The sequence below is a fragment of the Paenibacillus sp. GCM10027628 genome (genome assembly GCF_042676385.1).
Lineage (GTDB): Bacteria > Bacillota > Bacilli > Paenibacillales > NBRC-103111 > Paenibacillus_E.
Map to the genome: position 1 here is coordinate 114,064 of NZ_JBHTHA010000014.1, position 21,793 is coordinate 135,856.

At 43.0% G+C, this 21,793-nt stretch carries 22 protein-coding genes and 1 pseudogene; 17 read left to right on the forward strand and 6 right to left on the reverse strand.

The features are described 5' to 3' along the window. Position 1: 1 nt before the first annotated feature. The 3 genes from ACFQZT_RS14505 to ACFQZT_RS14515 all read right to left on the reverse strand — a co-directional run bounded on the left by ACFQZT_RS14505 (position 2) and on the right by ACFQZT_RS14515 (position 2,931). Positions 2–619, reverse strand: coding sequence for a TetR/AcrR family transcriptional regulator (locus tag ACFQZT_RS14505; protein ID WP_379300980.1), 618 nt, complete (start codon positions 617–619; stop codon positions 2–4). Between the two features lie 579 nt (positions 620–1,198). Further along, positions 1,199–2,188: an aldo/keto reductase gene (locus ACFQZT_RS14510; RefSeq protein ID WP_379300982.1), complete on the reverse strand. Its 990-nt coding sequence runs from the start codon at positions 2,186–2,188 to the stop codon at positions 1,199–1,201. Positions 2,189–2,268: 80 nt separating this feature from the next. Continuing rightward, entirely contained in the window at positions 2,269–2,931 is a 663-nt protein-coding gene (locus ACFQZT_RS14515) for a nitroreductase family protein (protein ID WP_379300985.1), read from the reverse strand. 143 nt (positions 2,932–3,074) lie between these two features. Between ACFQZT_RS14515 and ACFQZT_RS14520 the strand changes: the two genes are divergently transcribed. The 9 genes and pseudogenes from ACFQZT_RS14520 (at position 3,075) to ACFQZT_RS14560 (ending at position 10,617) form a co-directional block, all read left to right on the forward strand. After that, the gene (locus tag ACFQZT_RS14520) at positions 3,075–3,941 is read left to right on the forward strand and encodes a helix-turn-helix transcriptional regulator (RefSeq protein ID WP_379300987.1); all 867 of its coding nucleotides are present in this window, start codon (positions 3,075–3,077) and stop codon (positions 3,939–3,941) included. A gap of 352 nt (positions 3,942–4,293) precedes the next feature. Then, positions 4,294–4,638 carry a hypothetical protein gene (locus ACFQZT_RS14525; RefSeq protein WP_379300989.1) on the forward strand — a complete coding sequence of 115 codons (345 nt, stop codon included), beginning with the start codon at positions 4,294–4,296 and terminating at the stop codon, positions 4,636–4,638. 397 nt (positions 4,639–5,035) lie between these two features. Beyond that, positions 5,036–6,715, forward strand: a complete 1,680-nt coding sequence (locus tag ACFQZT_RS14530; RefSeq protein WP_379300991.1) for a peptide ABC transporter substrate-binding protein — start codon at positions 5,036–5,038, stop codon at positions 6,713–6,715. Between the two features lie 159 nt (positions 6,716–6,874). Further along, a pseudogene (locus ACFQZT_RS14535) lies at positions 6,875–7,172 on the forward strand (ApeI family dehydratase); the annotation flags it as partial. A gap of 136 nt (positions 7,173–7,308) precedes the next feature. Beyond that, positions 7,309–7,605: a DUF5316 family protein gene (locus ACFQZT_RS14540; protein WP_379300993.1), complete on the forward strand. Its 297-nt coding sequence runs from the start codon at positions 7,309–7,311 to the stop codon at positions 7,603–7,605. Positions 7,606–7,671: 66 nt separating this feature from the next. Continuing rightward, the gene (locus ACFQZT_RS14545) at positions 7,672–7,878 is read left to right on the forward strand and encodes a hypothetical protein (RefSeq protein WP_379300995.1); all 207 of its coding nucleotides are present in this window, start codon (positions 7,672–7,674) and stop codon (positions 7,876–7,878) included. A 322-nt stretch (positions 7,879–8,200) separates the two neighbouring features. Further along, positions 8,201–8,887 (forward strand): hypothetical protein, encoded by a 687-nt coding sequence (locus ACFQZT_RS14550; protein ID WP_379300997.1) that lies wholly within the window; start codon positions 8,201–8,203, stop codon positions 8,885–8,887. Positions 8,888–9,032: 145 nt separating this feature from the next. Continuing rightward, complete coding sequence (locus ACFQZT_RS14555; protein ID WP_379300999.1) at positions 9,033–9,842, forward strand: alpha/beta fold hydrolase; 810 nt, start codon at positions 9,033–9,035, stop codon at positions 9,840–9,842. Between the two features lie 412 nt (positions 9,843–10,254). After that, complete coding sequence (locus tag ACFQZT_RS14560; RefSeq protein ID WP_379301001.1) at positions 10,255–10,617, forward strand: hypothetical protein; 363 nt, start codon at positions 10,255–10,257, stop codon at positions 10,615–10,617. Positions 10,618–10,732: 115 nt separating this feature from the next. Here the strand turns inward: ACFQZT_RS14560 and ACFQZT_RS14565 are convergent, their stop codons facing one another. From ACFQZT_RS14565 to ACFQZT_RS14575, 3 genes are all read right to left on the reverse strand, one after another. Continuing rightward, complete coding sequence (locus tag ACFQZT_RS14565; protein ID WP_379301003.1) at positions 10,733–11,239, reverse strand: hypothetical protein; 507 nt, start codon at positions 11,237–11,239, stop codon at positions 10,733–10,735. Positions 11,240–11,898: 659 nt separating this feature from the next. Continuing rightward, positions 11,899–12,021, reverse strand: coding sequence for a hypothetical protein (locus ACFQZT_RS14570; protein WP_379301005.1), 123 nt, complete (start codon positions 12,019–12,021; stop codon positions 11,899–11,901). 82 nt (positions 12,022–12,103) lie between these two features. After that, positions 12,104–12,778 carry a cysteine hydrolase family protein gene (locus tag ACFQZT_RS14575; protein WP_379301007.1) on the reverse strand — a complete coding sequence of 225 codons (675 nt, stop codon included), beginning with the start codon at positions 12,776–12,778 and terminating at the stop codon, positions 12,104–12,106. Between the two features lie 308 nt (positions 12,779–13,086). Here ACFQZT_RS14575 and ACFQZT_RS14580 point away from each other — a divergent pair, with 308 nt between their 5' ends. The 8 genes from ACFQZT_RS14580 to ACFQZT_RS14615 all read left to right on the forward strand — a co-directional run bounded on the left by ACFQZT_RS14580 (position 13,087) and on the right by ACFQZT_RS14615 (position 21,793). Beyond that, positions 13,087–14,448 (forward strand): DJ-1/PfpI family protein, encoded by a 1,362-nt coding sequence (locus ACFQZT_RS14580; RefSeq protein ID WP_379301009.1) that lies wholly within the window; start codon positions 13,087–13,089, stop codon positions 14,446–14,448. A gap of 354 nt (positions 14,449–14,802) precedes the next feature. Next, complete coding sequence (locus tag ACFQZT_RS14585) at positions 14,803–15,351, forward strand: AAA family ATPase (protein WP_379301065.1); 549 nt, start codon at positions 14,803–14,805, stop codon at positions 15,349–15,351. A gap of 479 nt (positions 15,352–15,830) precedes the next feature. Further along, positions 15,831–16,079 (forward strand): hypothetical protein, encoded by a 249-nt coding sequence (locus tag ACFQZT_RS14590; RefSeq protein WP_379301011.1) that lies wholly within the window; start codon positions 15,831–15,833, stop codon positions 16,077–16,079. 2 nt (positions 16,080–16,081) lie between these two features. Then, complete coding sequence (locus ACFQZT_RS14595; protein ID WP_379301067.1) at positions 16,082–17,026, forward strand: amidohydrolase family protein; 945 nt, start codon at positions 16,082–16,084, stop codon at positions 17,024–17,026. Further along, on the forward strand, positions 17,023–18,390 hold the full coding sequence (locus ACFQZT_RS14600) for a sugar ABC transporter substrate-binding protein (RefSeq protein WP_379301013.1): 1,368 nt from the start codon (positions 17,023–17,025) through the stop codon (positions 18,388–18,390). Before ACFQZT_RS14595 ends, ACFQZT_RS14600 begins: the two co-directional genes overlap by 4 nt. Continuing rightward, positions 18,390–19,256, forward strand: coding sequence for a carbohydrate ABC transporter permease (locus ACFQZT_RS14605; protein WP_379301015.1), 867 nt, complete (start codon positions 18,390–18,392; stop codon positions 19,254–19,256). The genes ACFQZT_RS14600 and ACFQZT_RS14605 overlap by 1 nt, the downstream gene beginning before the upstream one ends. Positions 19,257–19,268: 12 nt before the next feature. Next, the gene (locus ACFQZT_RS14610; protein WP_379301017.1) at positions 19,269–20,075 is read left to right on the forward strand and encodes a carbohydrate ABC transporter permease; all 807 of its coding nucleotides are present in this window, start codon (positions 19,269–19,271) and stop codon (positions 20,073–20,075) included. 53 nt (positions 20,076–20,128) lie between these two features. Then, a complete protein-coding gene (locus tag ACFQZT_RS14615; protein WP_379301019.1) occupies positions 20,129–21,793 on the forward strand; it encodes an ABC transporter substrate-binding protein in 1,665 nt (554 codons plus the stop codon).

The window sequence follows — 21,793 nt, forward strand, 5'->3', positions numbered from 1 at the left end:
TTCAAACCTTGCGTGCAGCCATTTGAAATATAGTAACGAGCTCTTTAGCATAAGCGTCAAGGTCAAGATCAAGACTCGCTGCTAACTGAAAGCTGAGTCCATCAATGGCCGATCGGATCGTGGCCGCCAAGACACGAGCGGAGAAATCGGTAAATTCCCGGAAATCCCCTTCCATAGTGCCCCGGTGCAACATCTTCACAAGCACATTGATTGTCGCATCAGTATCGATGCTCCTGAAATGGCGAGGCTTTCCCTCCTCGTCCCTTGCATGAAATATAATCTCCGTTACGGCAATAACATGCTTCCGATGCGATTTCATGAACAACACATTCTTCTCGATATATGTGTTAATCCAACCCAATGCTGTCGTCTGCGCCGCAAGATAAGGTGTCATGAACGTAGAGCCGAATTCGTATAAGTCGGAAACAATCTGTTCGATCAGATCGTCCTTGCTGGAGAAATGGTAGGAAATCACCCCTTTGCTGATCCCAGCCTCTTTGGCGATTTGTGCCAAAGAGGCTTGTGCATAACCTCTCGAGGAAATAATCTCGATTGCGCACTTCATGATTTGGTTTCGCCTTGCTTCTTCGATGAATGACAACTTTTTTGGGATGTTCATCTTGGTTTTTATCCTCACATTTTAATTTTAGTGTTAATGGTTCAATTTTAGTACGATCGATCAAAAAAATCAAGATCACTTCGAAGATTTCATCAACCTGAACAACATCATTAGGGTTATGCGGAAAACTTGCCGTTATAGATAGTGCGGAGAACCATATCACAGTAAATCATTACGCTCTAACGGATAATCTTTGATTCATAAAGACATTGCAAACAAAGCAGGCGCCGCGGCGACCTGCTTTGTTCATTGAGGGACGGGCAGATTAGTGTAATAACTCAATTATTTTAATCAAAAAGTTGGTACTTTTATTTCTCTATGTGTATTTTAAAAACAATAAAATCAATATTGCAAAGTTTAAGGGGAGCAAACACTGTTCGTCTTAATCTTACACACTAGGGATGTATGACTGACACAAGATTAAGCGATATTGATGCTGAATCTTTGAGCTATTTTGCAAATAAATTCAGTTCGTTAAGCGTTTCACGTTCGGCAGAAGGAGTCCTTTGTCGCCGTATAGATGACTTCACACCCGTTCAAGAGAAGAGGCATTTTTTATAACAAGGCGTTAACCGGTCGTTAGAACTTAGCCACAAGGCCATTTTTGAACCGCATATCAGGGAAACTGGCTCCTGCAATTCTATCCTCCGGTATAGCAAGCTCGATTCTTTCAATTTCATCCTTATTCAATGTAATGTCCAAAGCCTTCATAGCTTCTTCAAAATGAGCGGGCTTGCTGGTACCGATCAAGGGGATGATATCCATCCCTTTGGATAGTAACCATGCATAAGCAAGCTGTGATACCGTCGTCTGTTTTTCCACTGCAATTTCACGCAGTCGGTCGACCAGCGCAACATTTTTTTCAATGTTACCTTCATAAAATAACGGGATGTATCCGCCTTTAGCACGCTCAATACGTTCTTTCGTCCACGTCCCCGCCAGCATTCCGTGGGCCATGACTCCGAAAGCAACGACACCGATCCCCAGTTCCCGTGCAACGGGCAGAAGTTCTTTTTCTATTTTACGGTTAAAGAGAGAATATTCCGTTTCTATAAAACGGATGGGATGGGTGGCATGCGCCTTTTTTAAGGTTTCAGCATCCACTTGGGTAATCCCGACATGCCTCACAAAGCCGGCCTGAACCAATTCAGAAATTGCACCTATTGTTTCTTCAACAGGTATGTCTAAGTCAATTCTCGCCGGTTGATAAAGGTCAATATAGTCAACCTTCAACCTCTTCAGCGAATATGTGAGATAATTTTTTACCGACAAGGGTCTTACATCCATCCCATACATTGAACCGTTAGGCGCTACCATTGCTCCAAACTTTAACGATAGGTATATCTTATCCCTGTCATGGCCTTTTATGGCATCACCAATTATCATTTCACTCTGTCCGGCTTCATAAAAATCCGCAGTATTTAGAAAAGTAACTCCAGCATTCAACGCTGCATCGATGGTGGCCATACTTTCTCTTCTGATGGTTTCATTCATATTTGACATGCCGGCGCAGCCTAAACCCAATCGAGCTCCTTCCCTAAGATGTTCACCATTTTTTTTGTAGGTCATCGTAAGTACCTCCAGTTATTCTAAAGGCAGCCGCAAGCTGCAGGTTACCTCTCATAGTACGAAATGTGAGGTTCCGGGTTTTAAGACTGAGGGATTTCGTTGAAATAAGTTACATTGTCGATAGGCAGTCGCGTGGTCGGATGTCCGGGCTTAACCGCCTTGCCGATGGCGATCAACATAACCGAAAGATAGCGGTCCGGTATGTTGAAGGATTCCATAAACTTTGCCTTGTCGTAGCCGCCCATTGGCACCGTGTCATAGCCTTTGGCCCGGGCGACGAGCATGAGCTGCATCGCTGCTAGGCCGCTGTCGACATTAACGATTTGGTGCAGAACATCGGACGGCAGGTTTGGCATGATGTCAGAAAAACGCTCGACGAACGACTTGGACGTATCCGCCGGCATATAGCCTGCTTTGACCGCCTGACCATATATTTCTTCAAGCCGCTCATAGCACTTTAGGTCAGCGAGTACGGCGATCACCGCCGAAGCTTCGATGACTTGCTGCTGGTTGTTCGCGATCGAGGGTATCTTCTGCTTGAGCTCCGGCTTGTCGATCACGAGGAAGCGCCACGGCTGCAGGTTGGACCACGACGGAGCGAGGGTGGCAAACCCCAAAATTTCGCTTAATTCCTGCTGCGAAATTTTAAATTCCGGATCGTAGCTGCGGACGGAACGCCGCTGCCGAATCACATCGAAAAAAAGTTGATGCTCGTCTGATCTTGTTTGTTGCGTAACGGACATGGTACTCTCTCCCCTTTTCCTTTCTTGTGTTAATCCAGAACGATGACATACAATAGTATAAATTGATGCAACCGAGGCAGGAAGAGATTGGGTTATCGTAGGATTAGGAATCCTACTTATCTTTAGATTGGAGGCAGTCAAACATGTCAAGGCAATTGGATCGTTATGCCGAATTGTCTCGTTTTTTGCGAACGCGCAGGGAAAGAATTACGCCTAAGGAAGTGGGGCTGCCCAATTCTGGACGCAGACGCACGCCTGGACTTAGACGCGAAGAGGTTGCCATATTAGCGAACGTGGGCATAGATTGGTATACCTATTTGGAACAAGGCCGTCATATTAATGTTTCCGCTGAAGTCCTTGAGCGGATTGCCTCTGTGCTTAAACTCGATGGGCCAGAACGCAGGCATCTGTTTTTACTCGCAAGTAAACAACTCCCATTAGGAGAACCAAAGATAACTTCTCAAGTGAGTCTTTCACTTCAAAGTTTTTTGGATAGCCAGAGTTTTTCTCCGGCGGTAGTCATGGATGCACGATTGAACATTATTGCCTGGAATGAGGCCTACTGCGCATTATTCGAGGATATCGCATCCTTATCGGTAGAGGAGCGTAATATTGTTTGGATGACCTTTAACTCTGAACGTTTTCGTTACATGAAGGGGGACGAATGGGAGGTGCACGCACGCCGAATAGCCGCCAAATTTCATGCAGATTATGCCCGTCATGCTGACGATCCTTGGTGGTCTGAACAATTCGATGCGTTGTGCCAATCCAGCCCAGAATTCCGGGGGTATTGGGATTCTCAAGAGATTCTCGATGCAACAGATGCTCCCAAGACCCTTCGTTGTCCAAATATAGGAATCCTAAATTTTGATCATGTTACATTTCAATACTCCGAGAATACTAACTTATCGGTTTGTATCCACTTTCCTCGTAGGGACGGTACACTTGAAAAGATGCAGCAATTATTAAATGATAATCAGCACCAACATTCGGTCAAGTTGAATCCTTAACTTAATATTTTAACGAGCTAAAGAGATTTTTGTTGTCTGTTATTGACGGTGCAATTAATAAACACAGATGGGAAGATTTAGATTACCCCCTAAATCATTAATAACCAATTTTAAAGAAGAATTAGTAGATGAGAGTCATTACATTTACTGGTCGACCACAGACGAGTTAGATGAGGAACCTACAATTCCTATTGGTTTCCCTCAATGTTCTAAGCATAAAGTTATTCAATCTTGCCATGGTTGCTTATTTTGTAATAATGGTATGTAGTCGAGGAACGAAAAGAACATCTAGGACAGCCCCTCGCCTTAATTAGAGCAGTACATAGATCCAATTGATTAGGGAGTCAATCTTATGAAGTTCATATTTAATAGTTTTTCCTGTGATGTAGAGATATTTAATAAAGATGAAAATATTGTAGTAAGATTTTATGATAAATCAAAAGAACAAAATGAAGATGAAATAATTAATCTTGTCATAGTTGATCCAGGATATGGATATCTTTGTTTGAAAATTAAAGGCGAAGCTGCATTGCTAAGCGGTTTTTTAAATGAAAATGTTTTTATATCTGATGAGATGGTAGAAGCGGCAATTAGTTTTATTGAAGACTTGTCGCCACATGCAAAGAGTAGTTATATGCCACATCATATTGCCCGCGTCAAGCAAACCAGCTACGTAGAATACAATGGTGAGTATTAATTAATTGAAGGTTCAGATTCAACTAACGGAAACGATAGTTCAATGAAACAGCGACAGTCTAGGACTTTATTTCTTGTCCTTGGCTGTCGCTGTTTCAATTTCTAGGGTCAGTCTAACACTTTATTTTCTTTGGATATGAAACGTTTTTCGATTTTTTGAAGATTCGTCGGTTTTCAATCGGAGGAGAGTGATTGGTAAAAGGTAATTATTTGAAATAATTTAACGTTGGTAAATTAATTGTGGACATAGATGCATTTATCATATATTATGCTTCATATACGTTATAATATATTACATGAAATTGAGCTTAAGTTACGTTTTTGGATTTTCTGTGTTAGGTATATGTTAGGTGATATGCTTAAACACCGTAGAAGTGCATATTTTAAGGAGGAATTTTATGAAAGCGAAAAAGTGGGTTTCCACTGCGGTAGCATTAACACTAGTAGGAAGTGTGGCTATCGGCTGTACCAAAAAAGAAGATTCGCCGGCGCCGACATCAGCAGCATCCGGTGAAGCCAAACCATCTGCAGCGCCATCCAAACCTCAGGAAGTTACGATGAACATTGTTGCGGAACCGCCGGTTCTGGACGGTTCCATTGCAGATTCGGAAGCTTCTTTCACGATTATGAATGCTGTTAACGAAGGTTTGTTCCGTATTAATAAAGACGGTAAAGCCGTGCCGGGTCTTGCCAAAGATTTCCCTAAGATATCCGCTGACGGTTTAACGTATACGATTGACATTCGCGATGCCAATTGGACTGATGGCGTTCCTGTCAAAGCGCAAGATTTCGTATATTCTTATAAGCGTACTTTGGATCCTGCTGCAAAAGCTCCTTATGGTTTCATGGTGGGATGGCTTAAAGGCGGGGAAGCGGCGCTTGCGGCTGATAGTCCTGATAAATTAAAAGCTGCACTTGATGCAGTTGGCGTAAAAGCGGTAACGGATAAACAATTGGAAATCACTTTGTCAAGGCCTGTTACTTTCTTTACAGAGCTTCTTGCTTTTCCAATCTTTTTCCCACAAAGAGAAGATTTTGTGAAAGCTCAAGGCGATAAAAATGGTGCGGAAGCCGATAAGGTTATTGGTGCCGGTCCTTTCAAATTAACCAAATGGGAGCATGAACAAACGATTGTGCTTGAAAAGAATGATAAATATTGGGATGCGGCTAACGTGAAACTGACTAAAGCCACGCTCAATGTAGTTAAAGATACAAATACAGGCTTAAATCTATATGAAACTAACGCATCTGATCTAGCTCTGATTAGAGGAGATCAAATTCCTCCATACAAAGGTAAGCCGGATCTTCTCATTAAAAAGGAATTAACAAATGGTTATCTTCAATTCCAAGAGAAAAAAGTTCCTGCTCTAGCGAATAAGAAAATCCGCCAAGCTTTAGGGATGGCTATCGACCGTGATGGTTATGCCGATACCGTTAGCACGGGCACTTTCGTTTCCCCGGCAGGGCTAGTACCTAATGGTACTGCTGATGGAGCTGGTGGAGATTTCCGTAAAACTGCAGGTGAAGTACAAGCTAAATTCGATGCCGTTAAAGCTAAACAATTATTTCAAGAAGGCCTGAAGGAAATGAATCTGACCGCTCTTCCGAAGTTGAAACTTCTTGGCGATGATTCCGAGATTGACAAAAAAGGTTTAGAATTCATTGCTGCACAGTGGAAACAAAATCTTGGCTTTGAAGTTGAAGTTAACCCGGTTCCTCACAAGCTGCGTCTGGCTCTTTCCAACAATCATGATTTTGACATTGTTCAATCCCGTTGGGGCGCTGACTACAACGATCCAATGACATTCCTTGATATGTTTATCACGGGCGGATCGTTTGATGAAGGCGATTATAGCAATCCCGTCTATGATAAGAATGTAAAAGCTGCTCAAACTGAGGCAGATCCGGCCAAACGCGTCAAATTAATGGTGGATGCAGAGAAAATCATCATTGACGACGCTGGGGTATATCCCCTATACTTCCGCAGCCGTCCATACGTGAAAAGACCTAGCGTCGAAGGCTTTTTCTTTCCTGTAGGCGGTCCGGAGTTCGAGCTCAAGTGGGTTAGCGTGAAATAAAGAAAACTGTTAATATTGATAATGGGAAGGGGCCGTCCGCAACTTGTTGGAACGGTCCCTTCTGAATGTTTAAATTTCCATTCGAAATATGAGGTCAACCAGTAAAAACTGGTTGACCTCATATTTCGACGAGCTTAATAAAGACACGAGAAGGCAGCTAAAATTTTAGAAGTTGAAGAGACAAAACGAGCAGTCGGCATTAAAAATGTGTCCATTAATGAGCCCTTCTTTAATGGGCATTTCCCTGATTATCCAGTAATACCAGGAGTTTTAATAGTGGAGGCTTTGGCGCAAGTAGGTAGGTGGAATCGCAATGTTCCAAAAAGAAGAAACCAGCAGCAAAATAGGATTATTAGCCGGCATTGATAATAAAATCGCAAAAGGGATAGGAACTGCTAGGGTAAGTGGAGAACTTGCTTGTGAAGCTGAGATTATGTTTGCAATCATTGCAATATAAGCATCTTGAGCTTTTAACGGAAACTATCTTAAGAAAACGCGGCTACCGGTTTGAATGGTAGCCGAGTTGTGCTAACTGGCAGCTTAGTTCCAATATGAGGTAAAATGGGGTATAGGCTTAGGGGAGGCATTTAAACTTGAAAACAGTTAAATTATCATTTTTAAGTGGACTCATTGTTACCTTAATTATTTTTATTTTGTCATTATTTCTAAACAGTGGTATTAGTCAACTAATATCGGGCTACATTGGTTTAATTCTTATAATTTCTACTGTTATTACAAGTGGTGCACTGATATCAGGCGATCGCCAACGAGCTAATGATAATAGAGATATCACCGATGATAAAAAACAAAGGGACAATATCTCTATAGCATGTTTTCTTGCAGCTATCCCGATTTTACTTCTTTGGGGATATCTTAAATATTTCAAGTGAAACAATCGATTGAGTTAACGGGAGATCGAAAAATATGGAATAGGGTATATAGGAAGGGGGAAAGAGATGAGAATCGCTGTTGCAAATAATTCTGACTATGGATATATACAACAACGCGACCATCACATATTACAGGGCTTAATAATACAAAAAATTAAGGGAAATGAAATATATATTCTGCGGGACGAGGATGAAAATTATTTCGGATGGATGAGGTACGGATATTTGGGACAACACACCATTCATGAACATATTGGAAATCATTCTGACTAAAAAAATTATTTAATCCAATATGGTTCTATGTCTCGCCTTTAACAATCTTTAAAATGCGGTAGGTGTAAGTGTTCATGGCAAAATCAGGAGTTTGCCAGGGGATGTTCATTCAACTAATGAGGGACATTTTTTCGATAAATGTAATAAAAATGAAATCTTATTTTCATACAGCATTAATAAATCAAGCCTATAATAAAACTTGACCCCCTTTAAAATATAAAACTTAGACCCGCAGCCCGTTGCTGTGGGTCTCTTTTTGCAGAAAATGATTTATTAGGATTCACATGCTTAAGAAGTCCCGCAGCTAAAGGAGACTATATGAATGAAAATCGTTATCTCACTATGGATACTAATACTCTTCATTATGTTTACGGGATGTGTGGACAGGAAGGCGAATCTTGAAAATGGCGCATCTCCGCCAGATGCAGAGGCAACCATAGCAAAAGAAGATGACTCAATCAGAGCAATAGGGATGAATTCGGATGGGCGACTGCTCGTCAAACCCGCGAACAAAGCGAGAGTAACCCCTCTGGGGGCACCTAGCTGTTATGGGGTAGAGACTGATCTCCGTTGGTCAGGAGACTATGAGGTGGTATGGGAATCCAAATCGGAGGGAATTACAACCCAAATTAGTACATTTCCAATTGACTTCGAAATTGTACAACAGAATAATTCACCAGTCATCATGCAGTCATTTACCCAAGAGGATACGGATATATTTGCATATGTTCCTCGTTATACAGATTGTCATGGTCTCGAAACTTACCTTTTTGGAGTAAGTAATGGGAAGGCTTTTCCGATCTCACTTGAGATAAAACCTGGAGTGAATTGGGCGTCTATAAGCCAATTACCGCACCATCCATTCAAGATTATCAATGGAGAATTTATCGTGATTGGTGGATATGGGGCTGGACAGGATTTCATTAACGTCTACCACTTCAGATATGATCCGAAGAAAAAGGCAATGATTCTGAATAGTACAAATCAAGTGAAGCCTAACGATATATAATGGCGGCAGCCTCGTTACGCTTACGGTATAGCGTGGTAGAATTTTGCCTAAAACGTCTAATTTTTTCATTTACATAGGAACATATGTTTGTTATATTGGGAAAAATAGGTTTTTTCAATGTCGCTAATAGGGGGTATTAGTAAGGATGCCACATTTACAATGTAACGACATCGAAATGTTTTATGAACAGATGGGTATCGGTGAGCCCGTTATATTTTTACATAGCGGCTTTTCACGTGGAATATTAGCGTTTGCTAGTCAGATACTCGATTTTCAAAGAAAATATACTTGCTATTTCCCTGATTTTCGTGGGCACGGTCGAACCAGAAGCAAAAGTCTTGAATGGAGTACTCCACAACATGCCGAAGATATTGTTGCATTTATGAATCAATTGCAGATTTCCAAAGCTCATTTAATAGGTTATGGAATGGGTGGGGGAGTTGCGTTGTATTGTGCAATCAATCATCCTAATCGAATTGCATCATTGACTTCAATTGGACAAAGTGGATTTGTTGCCTCCCAGGGTTCTGAGGAATTTGAACCTGAATGGTTAGTACGGAATGAACGGAATGATTTTATTAATTCAATGATTGAAAGACATATGGAGGCCCATCGAGGGAATTGGCAAGAATTCTTACGACAGAAATTGCGGGATTGGCGGACATATCCGCAACTTAATAATGAACAATTAGGTAGCATCCAATGCCCCACTTTGTTTATTGCTGGACAGAATGATGAATTTGCTCCTGAGGAAGAACTCAAACGAGTAACCAATCTCATTCGTGACTCCCGTTATGTTATCGTACCTGAGTGTAGCCACCGCCCTCATATGAGTCGGGAGAATCCAGTATTCGTAAATGATATCATTTTAGATTTCCTTAAATCATTGAGGTTGAGAATGCAGACCAAGTCCCACAACTCATCGCCAAAGATCCTGCCGTTATCGCGGGAGTGATGACTACGGAATTTTATCCGATAATGGCAACCTTACCGAAATAACAATGCGACTAAGGTATTTGCTCCCTTATTGCGCTAACGAACTTGCCTGTCAAGGTGAAATCCCATGTTTTATATAACGCATATATCTACATTTCTCAGGAAATGTTGTATGTGGGTTGTCGTGCTAACAGGACACCTTAGTCTAATAAAGGATTTGAAGCCGCTGATCTCAGATCGGCTGCTTTTCTATGTTACGGGAGTTCTGTGCAACCGCCACCGGTATATTCCTTTTTTATTTCCATCAGATATCAATAACAGCAACAAAAAAACATAAGTTAAAATTAACCTATATTATTGTTGATTTATAAATGATAATGTGTTAAATTTGTAATAAGTTAAATTTAACCTATACAAAAGGAGAGACTGATATGGCAAAAGGTTCACTGGTCGTTGGTTGGGGTGAAATCATCCCGGGGCGTGAGAAGGCAGCACAGGCCACGCTCAACAATGCAATGCAATACTGTATACAACTGCAACAAGAAGGAAAGATCGACCGCTTTGAGGTAGTTGTTCTTGAGCCTCACGGCAGTGATCTCAACGGCTTCGTCCTTATCACAGGGGATAAGGAGACTGTGGCCCAACTACGAGCAGAAGATGAGTTTGTCGCTGTTATAATTGGAGTACAGCTGGTACATCGAAATGTAAGAGTGGTTGGTGCCTATAAAGGGGCTGAATTACATTCATTGTTCGCGATGTGGGATGAACAAGAAGATAAATTGCTCGTAGAATAAAATGGTTGCTGGCATCAAAATAGATCCCCCGCATGACTTGGATTTTGACCATCCAAGCACGCGGGGGATTTTGTTTTTACAGAACGAGTATTATTGCGCTATGTTTAGTAAACTACTATTTCCTTTGCCATCGATCCGATGCGAACGCCATACGATACATTAAAAGATGAATACTCATCAAAAACAAGTAAATAGGGCAGGAGTAACCTATTTGATATCCGTTTTTGTAATGGAATTCTCCAGTCTTTACGCCCATCCATTCGATCCCGAGTGCCATTGCTACCCAAAAGAGTATATAAACAATCGTCATTATTTCGAACATCCGTGTGCGTTCATACCAATAAATAAACCAATATCCGGACGGCCCATACATTAAATAAGAGAACAGGTCAAACAACTCAAATTTTGATTGATCTCCTAAATCATAAAGGTCAAATGGAGGTATCTCGATTGTATGATCGAAAACGAGTCCGAATGCGATGCCAATAAGCATATTAAAGGTAACTTGGGCAGGCGAAAACCGACGGGGAAACAACCAAATCGGAGCCAAACTAAGTACAATTATCCCGATAACGAACCACTCATTCTCATTAAAATGATTGTCATAAACGATATTTTCCATCAACGTACCCATCCCTCCTTAGAGGCCATTCGTTGAAAAAGACACCCCAAAATCAAAGTATAGATCATTACAACAATGATCATTATCGACTCTTTTACGAAATTCCAGCCACTATCAGTAAGCACGTGGTTCCATCGGAGCATCGATCCTAAGAACATTTGGAAGAGAAACGCATAGACCGATATTCCTAGGCGGATGCCGGCTTTGGAGGTAGTTAGGAATACGTTGGCAAAGGTAAGGAGGACAAAAGTAACGGTGAAGTCATTGTGCAGGATCAAGGATAGGAAGTGGGGGATGCTGGTTGTATTGATTTGGAACAGTCTTAGATTGAAACCGACAACGGTCAGTTTATTAGTTAGTATAATTTCAATTACCATAAACAAAAGGAAGTTGACAAACAACGGCAGCTTATTCGGGAGAGTAATCTGGATGAGGATACAGAACCAGGCGAACATGAGAAAAATGACGGCTACCAATGTAAGATGTCTTCCCTTCCCTGTAAATATTTGGAGTCTAATTTTCCCCATATACATTCGGATTATGCATAAGAAAGACAGGGTAATGATATATAAAAGCCCCTTTGTTCAAAGAACTAAGGGGCATTTTAAAGGACTTTGCCAAGCCATGGTTAAGTGAAAGAGGTCGTTGCGCGTTTTTTCCTATTCCTTGATCTGATCGTGTTGATTTTTTTGTGCAGAAAGGTCAGGTGATTTGCGAGATTGCAGTTCCTTATCTACGGTTCGCTGAGATTTGGTGATCTTAGTTTTAGCTTTTTCGGACATTGAGAATTCCTCCTTTTTACTTTGATGATATAAGCTTTGTTAATTTAGGTTATATCATGAAAAAAAATACACGATGGGAATACTAGGTTACATGTTGAAGAGATTTATTTACTTGTTGCTGCCAAAAGGAATTTACCTCTTTGGTATCAGCCACCATTCCAAAATAGGTATCGACGGTTTTTAAGGTCATATCATGTTCTTCTTGAGAAAAAGCAGCACAAGCATCTTTCATGAACACAATACGATAATCTAGCATAAAACCGTCTCGTGCCGTTGATTCTACACAAAGATTTGTACTAACACCTGTCATGATAAGTGTTTCAATCTTTAATGTCTGCAAAACGGATTCAAGCCTTGTATGAATGAACCCGCTATATCTATGTTTCTTTACAACAATTTCACCGGGTAGTGGAGCAACCTCGAAAAATTCTGCTCCCCAGCTTCCTGTATGGCAAATAGGATTTATGCCATCCTTAAATCGAGAAAGCCAAACTTCCGAATCGGTTGCTTTCTCATGGTTTGTCTGAAGAAAAATAACGGGAATTGTATGCTTCCGAGCCGAATCTAACAGGCTGTGCAAATTAGGCATCATTTTCTTTACTGAGCTAACATCATTGCCGGATTTGGCTATTGCCCCCTCAATATGACAATAATCATTCTGCACGTCCACAACGATCACAGCAGTATTTTTCTGTTCTAAGTTACTTTTCAATTTCTCCAGCACATTCACCTTCTCGTTATTATTATCCTCGATCATTCAAGATCCTTTTCAATGATTATTTTTCCATTTAAATGCAATTATTATTACAAGTGAAGATTCGTTATTCTGGTTCTGAGTATAGCCCGATCGAGCCATATGCATTGAAGAAATTGTCAGTTATGCTTAATTGGAAAAGTCACGTTTGCCGCGCATTCGCCGGGTGTGCGGCCGATAGCTGGACCTTAGACCGGGGAAAAAACCGCCTTCGGGCGAGTTAATAAATGTGCCCTCAATCGCTATCCTTAATTTAAGGAGGTAAATAAATTTAGATTAGCAGATTAATAAAATCAAGGGAGAGGGAGCATTTGAAAAAAGTATTGCGTATTATCATTTATTTATTCATTTTCGTTGCAGTTGTGGGAGGGACGGGGGCAGTCGGTTTTGCCAGCACGATGCAGCAGGCCATGTCGGTTTACGATAAGCCGGTTCCCGCTTCTGTACAGCGCATCCAACCCCCTGCATATGATCCGAAAAAGCCGACCGTGGCCGTAATTTTGGCTAATGAAGTGACCGAGGTGTTCGATTTTCTTGTTCCTTATGAAATGTTCTCGATGACCAAATCTTATAATGTTTTTGCCGTTGCTCCGGACAAAAACATCAAGTCGTTAACGGGCGGTCTCGATGTCGTGCCGCATTATACGTTCGACGAATTGGACCAAATGGCGGGCAAAGGTCCGGATATTATCGTGATCCCTTTCATGCCGATTTTGGACGAGTCGAAATACAAGCCTGTGCGCGAATGGATACGAAAGCATTCCGGCCCGGAAACGACCCTGTTGTCGATCTGCAACGGAGCGGAAAATTTGGCGGATACCGGCCTCTTGAACGGAAAATCTGCGGCAACGCATTGGGGAGATATCGGCAGATTGGAAAAGCAATATGCCATGGTTCACTGGAAAAGGGACCAGCGTTATGTGCCTGATGGCAACATGGTGTCCTCGGCTGGCCTGACGTCCGGGATCGATGCCACGCTGTACGTCATATCCCGGCAACGCGGTGAGTCGGCAGCGGCAAAAGTGGCGAAGGAAATGAACTACCCTTCCTACGATTTCGTCCAGCATCCGCAGATGGTGCCATTTACAGCGGGCTTAAGCGATATTGACTATATGTTGAATAACGCGTTTCAATGGAGCAAGAAAAAGAATGGGGTTCTGCTGTATGCTGGGGCAGACGAGCTGGCGCTTTCTTCGGCATTCGATACATACGGTGCTTCCGGCACGACAACGACATTAACGGTATCGGGCAAAAACGAACCGATTGCGACCCGGCACGGGCTGAATCTGATCGCCCGTTATCAAATCGCAAACGCGCCGGCGCTCGACAAAATGATTTTTGTCGGAGCTGACGTGAAAACGCAGGCTGCGGACGATATCCGCAGTTGGAACGAGAACAGCGGCAAGGCAGCACAGTTGTTCCTGCACAGCGCTTCGCCGGACCGATTCGCGATGGAGCCCGCCTTTGAAGATTTGGCGAAGCAGGAGGATGTCCGAACGGCCAAGTTTGCCGCCAAACGGCTGGAATATCGCGCCACAAGCCATCTTCAGCTTGAAGGAGCGCCATTTTCGTACGAAGCGTTCGGAGTACCGATCGGAGTCGGTGTATTGTCTTTGATCGCCGTTTTCTTCCTGGAGCGGCGTTTCATAAGGAGAAAGACGGTTCCCGCTTAAAAGTGGACGGCAGTAAGAAGCATCGCAGACAGCGTGTCTGGATGCTTTTTTCTGATGTGACGCTGAGCGATGCGTTAACGATGTTTTTCAGTGTTAGGAGACGTAAAAGTAAATGGAAACGAGTGAATAGTGATGATTTCCATCGTTGCAGAGTAGAAAATACCAGTACAGCGAGCCAGATCGAAGCAATAGCGATGATTTTCATCGTTACAGACGTAAGAGAAAATGTGAATCGAGCCCCTACTGATGTTTTTCATCGTTACGGATTGAAGCTTTATTAAAACCAAACTCGCCCTTAAATAGTTCATTTATTACACTTATAATAAAGGAAAAAAGAAGAAAGAAGCGATGACTATGCTTTTAGAACTTCCTTGCATTATTCTAGTAACAGGTATAATGGCAAGCGGAAAATCAACGATTGCACAGTTACTTTCCGAACGGTTTGAGAAATCGGTACATCTACGGGGAGATATTTTTCGGAGAATGATCGTTAATAACCGCAAAGAGATGCAGCCAGACGCGGGAAACGAAGAGCTGGATCAATTACGGCTCCGGTATCGATTGACAGCCCAGGCTGCTGATGCTTATTTTCAAGCCGGATTTACAGTTGTTGTTCAGGATGTTGTAATTGGTCCAATGCTGGACGATTTTATTTCTTTCATTCAAAGCCGCCCCTTTTATGTTGTAGTTCTTTGTCCGAACTCGTCAACCGTCACACAGAGGGAAGCGGCCCGTTTAAAAAAAGGGTACGGTGTCTGGACTGTGGAAGGGCTGGACAGTCTGTTAAGAAATGAAACATCCCGAATCGGAATGTGGCTGGACTCATCTGAATTGACACCTGAAGAAACTGTTATTGAAATTTTAACGAGATTTCAGGATGAGGCGCTTCTTTGGAAAATATAGGAGGAGGGTCGACAGAATACCGAGGTCGGTAAGAATTAATGGTTTTCGTTGACAAATTTTGGATGGCGGTGTTATTATTAATTTAATACCGAGTAAACATATTGGAATATAATAAAATCTTATTCTGACCGGATAACCGGAAGCATGGATGCTGAATCCATGCTTTTTTCATTGCATCGGAAATTATGCAAAATGCTGATTTAGCGTCAAACTTGCTCACTAATAACGACCTTAATTCTTTGTTCAAAATATGAGCGCATACATCATTGTGAGAGGAGGTGCAGCCATGGGATTGTTGCTGAATTCCGTAAAGTTCCTCGAGAAGAAAAAAACTGACTCACAGTCGATATCGGAACATGTTTTCACTTATGTGGAGAATATTCCTAAGGTTCATGGCCCGATTATCGAATCAATCATTAATTCCGAATTCTGGTATGTGAATTCCCAAAAGAATCAATTACGGAGGAGTGAATGAGACTATGAATCAAATCAACATTTCTTACAATGAAGTTCCGGTGCCCGTTAATTTGATCGGCACCGATCAAAAGCTAATTCCATCCCTGTTATCTGCATTAAAGCAAAACAAAATTACGTTAGCATCCATTCAGGAGCCGCCTCTGCATATTGACTTGTTTAGTTCGGAGGCAGTCCTTACGCAAGCGAAGGAAATAAATATCGGATACCTATATTTTAACCACAGTTTTCGCAGGAGGGGGAGAATGACTTGACTTTGTTTGATAATGACTTCCGTGCTTTTGATATTCATGCTCATTTGCCTTATTCATGGCCACTAGCTGCACGACGCAACGAGTTCATTGACCGGCATAAGGCAGAGCGATCGGAGCGTATGCGTTTAACGTGGGACTTCCCTTCCCAACCTGACAATGAAGAGGAAGCGGGCCGTCCGCTTATCGATCGGTGGATCGATGAATTAGACCGCTATTCGATCCAAGGGATTAATTTTTTAACGGCATGGAGTAACGATGATATGGCTGCGCAAATTCGCAAATATCCGGATCGTGTCACAGGGTTTGCCCATCATTCTATCGAAGAGCCGAACGCTGCGGAAGAGCTGCGAAGAGCAGTTGATTCACTTGGACTGAAGGGCTACAAGTTATTCGGGCCGTTCGTGGAGATTCCTTTTCATGATCCTCGTTTGACTCCGGTGTGGCGGTTTCTGGCGGAGAGGAAGCTCCCGGTATTAATTCATTTTGGCTTATTAGGCCATACGGGTGGTATTGTACAGCATTTGAACATCAATCCGCTTGCGATTTTCAATGTGGCTAGAGAATATCCGGATATTCCATTCATCATACCGCACTTTGGAGCAGGGTATTTCCAGGAGCTGCTGCACCTTTGCTGGAGTTGTCCAAATATTTATATCGATACGTCAGGCTCAAACCAATGGATCCGCTGGACCCCTTATGAATTGACGCTGGAGACGTTATTCCGAAAGACTTATGAGCTCATCGGACCGGAGCGCATCATATTCGGCACGGATTCAAGCACGTTTCCCAGGGGGTTTGTATACCGATATCTACAAGACCAGGTTCGGGTATGCAGAGATCTACGTTTCAGCGAGTCGGAGATCGAGCTTATTTTTGGAGATAACGCTAGAAAGCTGCTGCAAGTCGGTACATATTCGGTAGTAAGTGGAGGGGAAAGAAAGGGATGACAACTACATACCATACTGTCAAAAGTGCTGCTTTAACATCGCTAGGCTTCATTATTTTATTAGCCGGATGTTCGGCAGGAGATAGTAAATCCGCCTCGAATGCGGCAGCTAACAGCTCGAGCACACCGCAAGCATCTGCGGCCGCCACAACTAGTGCTGACGAGAAAGTGACCATTGAATACTGGCAATACCAATATCCGGCCAAAGTTGAGCTGATCACCAAGCTGATCGATGATTTTCAAAAGAAATATCCGAACATTACGGTGAAACAGACGAATTTTCCTTATGATCAATACAACGAAAAAGTAGCGACGCTCGTACCGGCCGGCAAAGGGCCCGACGTCATCAATCTGTATTATGGCTGGCTGCCCAAGTATGTCTCGTCGGGCTACCTGCAGCCTTTGCCGGATAGCGTATTTTCAGAGGACAAAATTAAATCGGAGTTTTTTCCTTTTGTTGAGACGGCGAAGCTGAACGGCAAATATTTTGCGATTCCGACGGCGGTGCGAACGCTCGCCTTATTTTACAACAAAGATTTATATACGAAAGGAGGGCTTGATCCGAGCAAGCCGCCTGCCACGTGGGATGAGCTGGTTTCTTACGGGAAGAAACTGACTGAGAAAGATAAAAATGGCCAATTCGTCGTGGAGGGTATTGCTTGGCAGCCGGGAGCGCAGCTGCATCACTGGTTCCGCGATGCGCTTATTTATCAAGCCGGCGGTAAGGATATCAGCGATGACCGTCGCCGGATTTTATGGAATGAGTCCCCCGCAGGTCTGGAGGCATTCAAATATTTAATTGACTTGTCGCTCGTTCATCAGCTGGGGACGAAAGATTTTTACAATGATGATATCACGGCGTTCAAAGGCGGACACGCTGCGATGAATATTGACGGCTCCTTCCAACTGGGAGGCATTAAAAAGGATGCTCCAAACCTTAATTACGCCATTGCGCCACTGCCTTCCTATAAAGATAAAGCTACACAGGTTTCATTCTGGGCGAACGCGATTACTAAAAATGTGCAAGGCAAAAAGCTTGAAGCCGCCACCACCTTTTTACAGTTCCTAACAAGTAAGGAAGTTCAGGAGCAATGGGTGGAGAAAGTTGGCGAACTACCGGCCAAAAAAGAGGTGGCGCTCCAAGATAAGTATACGAAGGATGAGAAACTGGGACCATTCATCAGCCAGCTTTCCTATGCACATGCGCATTACTTTGTGGATGAGAAGCTCGAAAAAGATTATTTCACGGAAGCCGTCGATGAAGTCGTGTTGAACAAAGTTCCGTATGAAAAAGCTTTTAACGATTTGGTCAAGAAAACGCAAAAGCTGTATGACGAGTATTGGGCGAAACAGGATAAAAAATAATGGTTAGACAAAAGTATGTTTTCATATACAGCTGTTTATTCATTCCGCTGCTCTTTTTTCTCGGTATTCGGATCGTACCAATCCTGTACTCTTTTAACATCAGTTTCAGGGAATGGGATATGCTTTCGGAAGAGAAGCCTTTTGTCGGCTTATCTAACTTTGTTCATTTATTTCATGATGAAGTGTTTATCGCATCGCTCCGCAATACGCTCATTTACGTAATTGCTGGCGTACCGGCGCAGCTGATGGTCGGTCTTGTGATCGCTCTCCTCCTGCATCGGGTGAACAGGTTCAAGGGATTGTTCCGCACGGTTTATTTTATCCCTTATGTGACAAGTGTTGTGGCCGTGAGCTGGGTGTTTCGTTGGACTTTAATGAAGAACGGCATTCTTAACGCTGTGCTGATCAAGCTCGGATTCGAGCCGCAGCTGTTTCTCGGGTCCCCGTCACAAGGAATCTATATCATTATTGCCGTGATGATTTGGCAAAATGTCGGGTTTCAAATGCTCATTTTCCTGACGGGGCTGGAAACGATACCGAAGTCCTATGAGGAAGCGGCTGCCATCGATGGCGCAGGCTATTGGCAAAGATTGTGGCACATCACGTTGCCGTTGCTGAATCCCGTGATCGTTTTTTCAGTCGTGATCGCAAGTATTAGCTTTCTGCAATCGTTCACGCAAGTTCTGAATATGACAAACGGCGGGCCGCTGAACTCAACCGTTTCGTTAGTCCTCTACATTTACAATTTAGCGTTTAAGTATTTTAAAATGGGGGAGGCGGCAGCTGCAACGATTATCCTGTTTGCGATCATTTTATCGCTTTCTCTCCTGCAAATGAAAATATTAAACAGGAAGATCGAATATTGAGGGGGCATTACGATGAGTAAAATGCTCCGGTTGATTTTACTGGCAATTGGCAGCTTGGGAATGATTTTTCCTTTTGTATGGATGGTATCGACATCATTGAAAGTTCCGGCTGACGCTTTTTCGTTAAGCCTAATTCCGAAACAGGCGACATGGTCGAATTACGCTGAAGTGTTTATACGGACTCCCTTTTCGCAATGGGTGCTAAACAGCGTCATCATAGCAATCATAACAACGTTAAGCGTCTGTTTTTTTGACAGTGTGATCGGGTATATTCTGGCTAAATTCTCGTTTCGAGGCAAGAAACTTATTTTTGTTGCGATTCTGAGCACATTGATGGTCCCCACCGAAATGCTTATCATTCCATGGTATTTGCTTACCGTGAAGCTCGGCTGGGTGGACTCGTATGCAGGTATTTTATTTCCAGGTCTAATCTCAGCATTCGGTATCTTCCTAATGAAACAGTTTATGGAATCATTGCCGGAAGATCTGCTGGATGCTGCAAGAATCGACGGCATGAATGAATGGAATATTCTCTTTCGTATAGCCGTTCCGCTTGTAAAGCCAGCGCTTGCCACGCTAAGCATATTATCTTTTCTAGGCAGTTGGAATGCGTTTATATGGCCGCTGATTGTGTCGCAAACCCCGGAGCGCTTGACGATTCCAGTGGGAATCTCTTACTTCTCCAGTGAGTTAAAAGACAGCGCCAGCTGGGTGTTGATCATGACCGGAGCCTCCTTATCCGTCATTCCGCTGATTGTTTTGTTTTTCATTTTCCAGAAACAAATTATTCGAGGTATTGCTCTTACAGGGTTTAAATAATGTCATAAATCATACTTTATCCATGGGATTAATCAATTATGGGGGGTTATTCAATGAAACATTATTACCGCAATACGATGCTCTATGCGATTACTGCACTTATGTTGATAATCTCCGCTTGCGGTACACCGAGCACGGCGCCCACAGCCTCGCAGACCCAGGCCCCAGCGGCGGCGGAGAAGGCTAAAGCCTCTGAAGCACCACAGTCTCAAGGAGATAAAACCGTCTATATCGGGATCGTTAATGCGCCTGTTACGTTAAACCAAATTAACGATCAGGGGGACTCGGCTTCGGATAATGTGATTGCGCTGATTAACGATTCACTGTTGGACTTAAATGAAAAGTTCGAGTTCCTGCCTAAGCTGGCTCAGTCTGTAGAAACCAAGGACAATCAGACGTTTACAGTGAAATTGAATCCAGCGGCTAAATGGAATGACGGAAAGCCGTTCACAACGGCCGACGTGGCTTTTACGCTCAAGACAGCTCTTCACCCTAAGGTGGAGACGAATTTCAAACTGAATTTCATTGAAGGCTTGAACGCAGCCGGCAAGTTGGATGAGGGGAAGACCGAGATTAGCGGACTGAAAATCGTAGACGACACAACATTCGAAGTAAAAACGAAAACGCCGGTGGATCCGCTTATTTTCAAAGAGCGTTTCGGAACTAAAGTGTTTTTCTTGCCGCAGCATATTTTGAAAGATGTTGCGCCTGAACAACTGGCAACGAATCCTTATTTCCAAAAACCTGAAGTGACGATAGGTGCGTTCAAGTTCGCTAATTTTGCTAAAGGACAGTATGTGGAAGTGGCTAAAAATACGAACTATTATCGCGAGGTCGCTAAGCTCGATAAAATTTTCGTCAAGGTGCTGCCGGCGACGAACTTGGTCGCACAACTGCAAACGGGTGAAATTCAATTGAATTCCGTACCTGTCGGACTTATTCCAATCACAGACTATGAGAAAGTTAAAGGCTTCCCTAATGTTGACTTGGCATCCGGCAACCCATCCGTTCCACCTGAGATTTTCTTTAATACGGAGAAAATCAGCGATCCGAAGGTGCGTCAGGCAATCGCTTATGCGTTGAACCGCCAGCTTATCGTGGAGCAGCTGCTTAAAGGTCAGGGCGAAATCATCGGTGGCGGGATCCCGAGCTACCACCCATACTATAACAAAGACATTGCGAATTATACCTATGATCCGGAAAAGGCGAAGAAGCTGCTGCAAGAAGCCAAATGGGACACGAATAAACCGATCCAGTTCCTCATTCCGGTCGGCAACAAAATCCGTGAACAGGCGGCGGATATTTTGGTGCAAAATTTAACGGCGGTCGGATTGAAAATTGAGGTGCAAAAATTTGACTTTGCAACGTTAATTCAAAAGGTTCGCAAAGGCGAATATGATCTCACTATTTTTACGCGTGATTTCTATATTGAGCCGAGTTCCTATTTTACCGGGTTCAAAAGCGACAATGCCAGCAACGTGACGAAGTACAAAAATCCGGTGGTCGATGAGCTGATCACGAAGGGCGAGACGGAGTCAGATCCGGTGAAACGCCATGACATTTATAATAAGCTGCAGGAAACTTTGCACCAGGATTTGCCTTCACTGGCCGTTTATTCGGAGAAACGACTGCTGGCCGTATCGAAAAACGTACTCGTCGGCAAGCCTCTGGATATCGGTATGTTTAACAACATTAATCAATGGGACTTGAAGAAATAA

What these genes read in the sequence shown, in the direction of transcription:
- ACFQZT_RS14570 (WP_379301005.1), bottom strand. Translation starts at nt 12,021, where the DNA reads ATGTCCGAAAAAGCTAAAACTAAGATCACCAAATCTCAGCGAACCGTA.
- ACFQZT_RS14550 (WP_379300997.1), top strand. Translation starts at nt 8,201, where the DNA reads ATGAAAATCGTTATCTCACTATGGATACTAATACTCTTCATTATGTTT.
- ACFQZT_RS14515 (WP_379300985.1), bottom strand. Translation starts at nt 2,931, where the DNA reads ATGTCCGTTACGCAACAAACAAGATCAGACGAGCATCAACTTTTTTTC.
- ACFQZT_RS14525 (WP_379300989.1), top strand. Translation starts at nt 4,294, where the DNA reads ATGAAGTTCATATTTAATAGTTTTTCCTGTGATGTAGAGATATTTAAT.
- ACFQZT_RS14530 (WP_379300991.1), top strand. Translation starts at nt 5,036, where the DNA reads ATGAAAGCGAAAAAGTGGGTTTCCACTGCGGTAGCATTAACACTAGTA.
- ACFQZT_RS14590 (WP_379301011.1), top strand. Translation starts at nt 15,831, where the DNA reads ATGAATCAAATCAACATTTCTTACAATGAAGTTCCGGTGCCCGTTAAT.
- ACFQZT_RS14555 (WP_379300999.1), top strand. Translation starts at nt 9,033, where the DNA reads ATGCCACATTTACAATGTAACGACATCGAAATGTTTTATGAACAGATG.
- ACFQZT_RS14510 (WP_379300982.1), bottom strand. Translation starts at nt 2,188, where the DNA reads ATGACCTACAAAAAAAATGGTGAACATCTTAGGGAAGGAGCTCGATTG.
- ACFQZT_RS14505 (WP_379300980.1), bottom strand. Translation starts at nt 619, where the DNA reads ATGAACATCCCAAAAAAGTTGTCATTCATCGAAGAAGCAAGGCGAAAC.
- ACFQZT_RS14565 (WP_379301003.1), bottom strand. Translation starts at nt 11,239, where the DNA reads ATGGAAAATATCGTTTATGACAATCATTTTAATGAGAATGAGTGGTTC.
- ACFQZT_RS14585 (WP_379301065.1), top strand. Translation starts at nt 14,803, where the DNA reads ATGCTTTTAGAACTTCCTTGCATTATTCTAGTAACAGGTATAATGGCA.
- ACFQZT_RS14600 (WP_379301013.1), top strand. Translation starts at nt 17,023, where the DNA reads ATGACAACTACATACCATACTGTCAAAAGTGCTGCTTTAACATCGCTA.
- ACFQZT_RS14610 (WP_379301017.1), top strand. Translation starts at nt 19,269, where the DNA reads ATGAGTAAAATGCTCCGGTTGATTTTACTGGCAATTGGCAGCTTGGGA.
- ACFQZT_RS14520 (WP_379300987.1), top strand. Translation starts at nt 3,075, where the DNA reads ATGTCAAGGCAATTGGATCGTTATGCCGAATTGTCTCGTTTTTTGCGA.
- ACFQZT_RS14560 (WP_379301001.1), top strand. Translation starts at nt 10,255, where the DNA reads ATGGCAAAAGGTTCACTGGTCGTTGGTTGGGGTGAAATCATCCCGGGG.
- ACFQZT_RS14605 (WP_379301015.1), top strand. Translation starts at nt 18,390, where the DNA reads ATGGTTAGACAAAAGTATGTTTTCATATACAGCTGTTTATTCATTCCG.
- ACFQZT_RS14575 (WP_379301007.1), bottom strand. Translation starts at nt 12,778, where the DNA reads ATGATCGAGGATAATAATAACGAGAAGGTGAATGTGCTGGAGAAATTG.
- ACFQZT_RS14615 (WP_379301019.1), top strand. Translation starts at nt 20,129, where the DNA reads ATGAAACATTATTACCGCAATACGATGCTCTATGCGATTACTGCACTT.
- ACFQZT_RS14545 (WP_379300995.1), top strand. Translation starts at nt 7,672, where the DNA reads ATGAGAATCGCTGTTGCAAATAATTCTGACTATGGATATATACAACAA.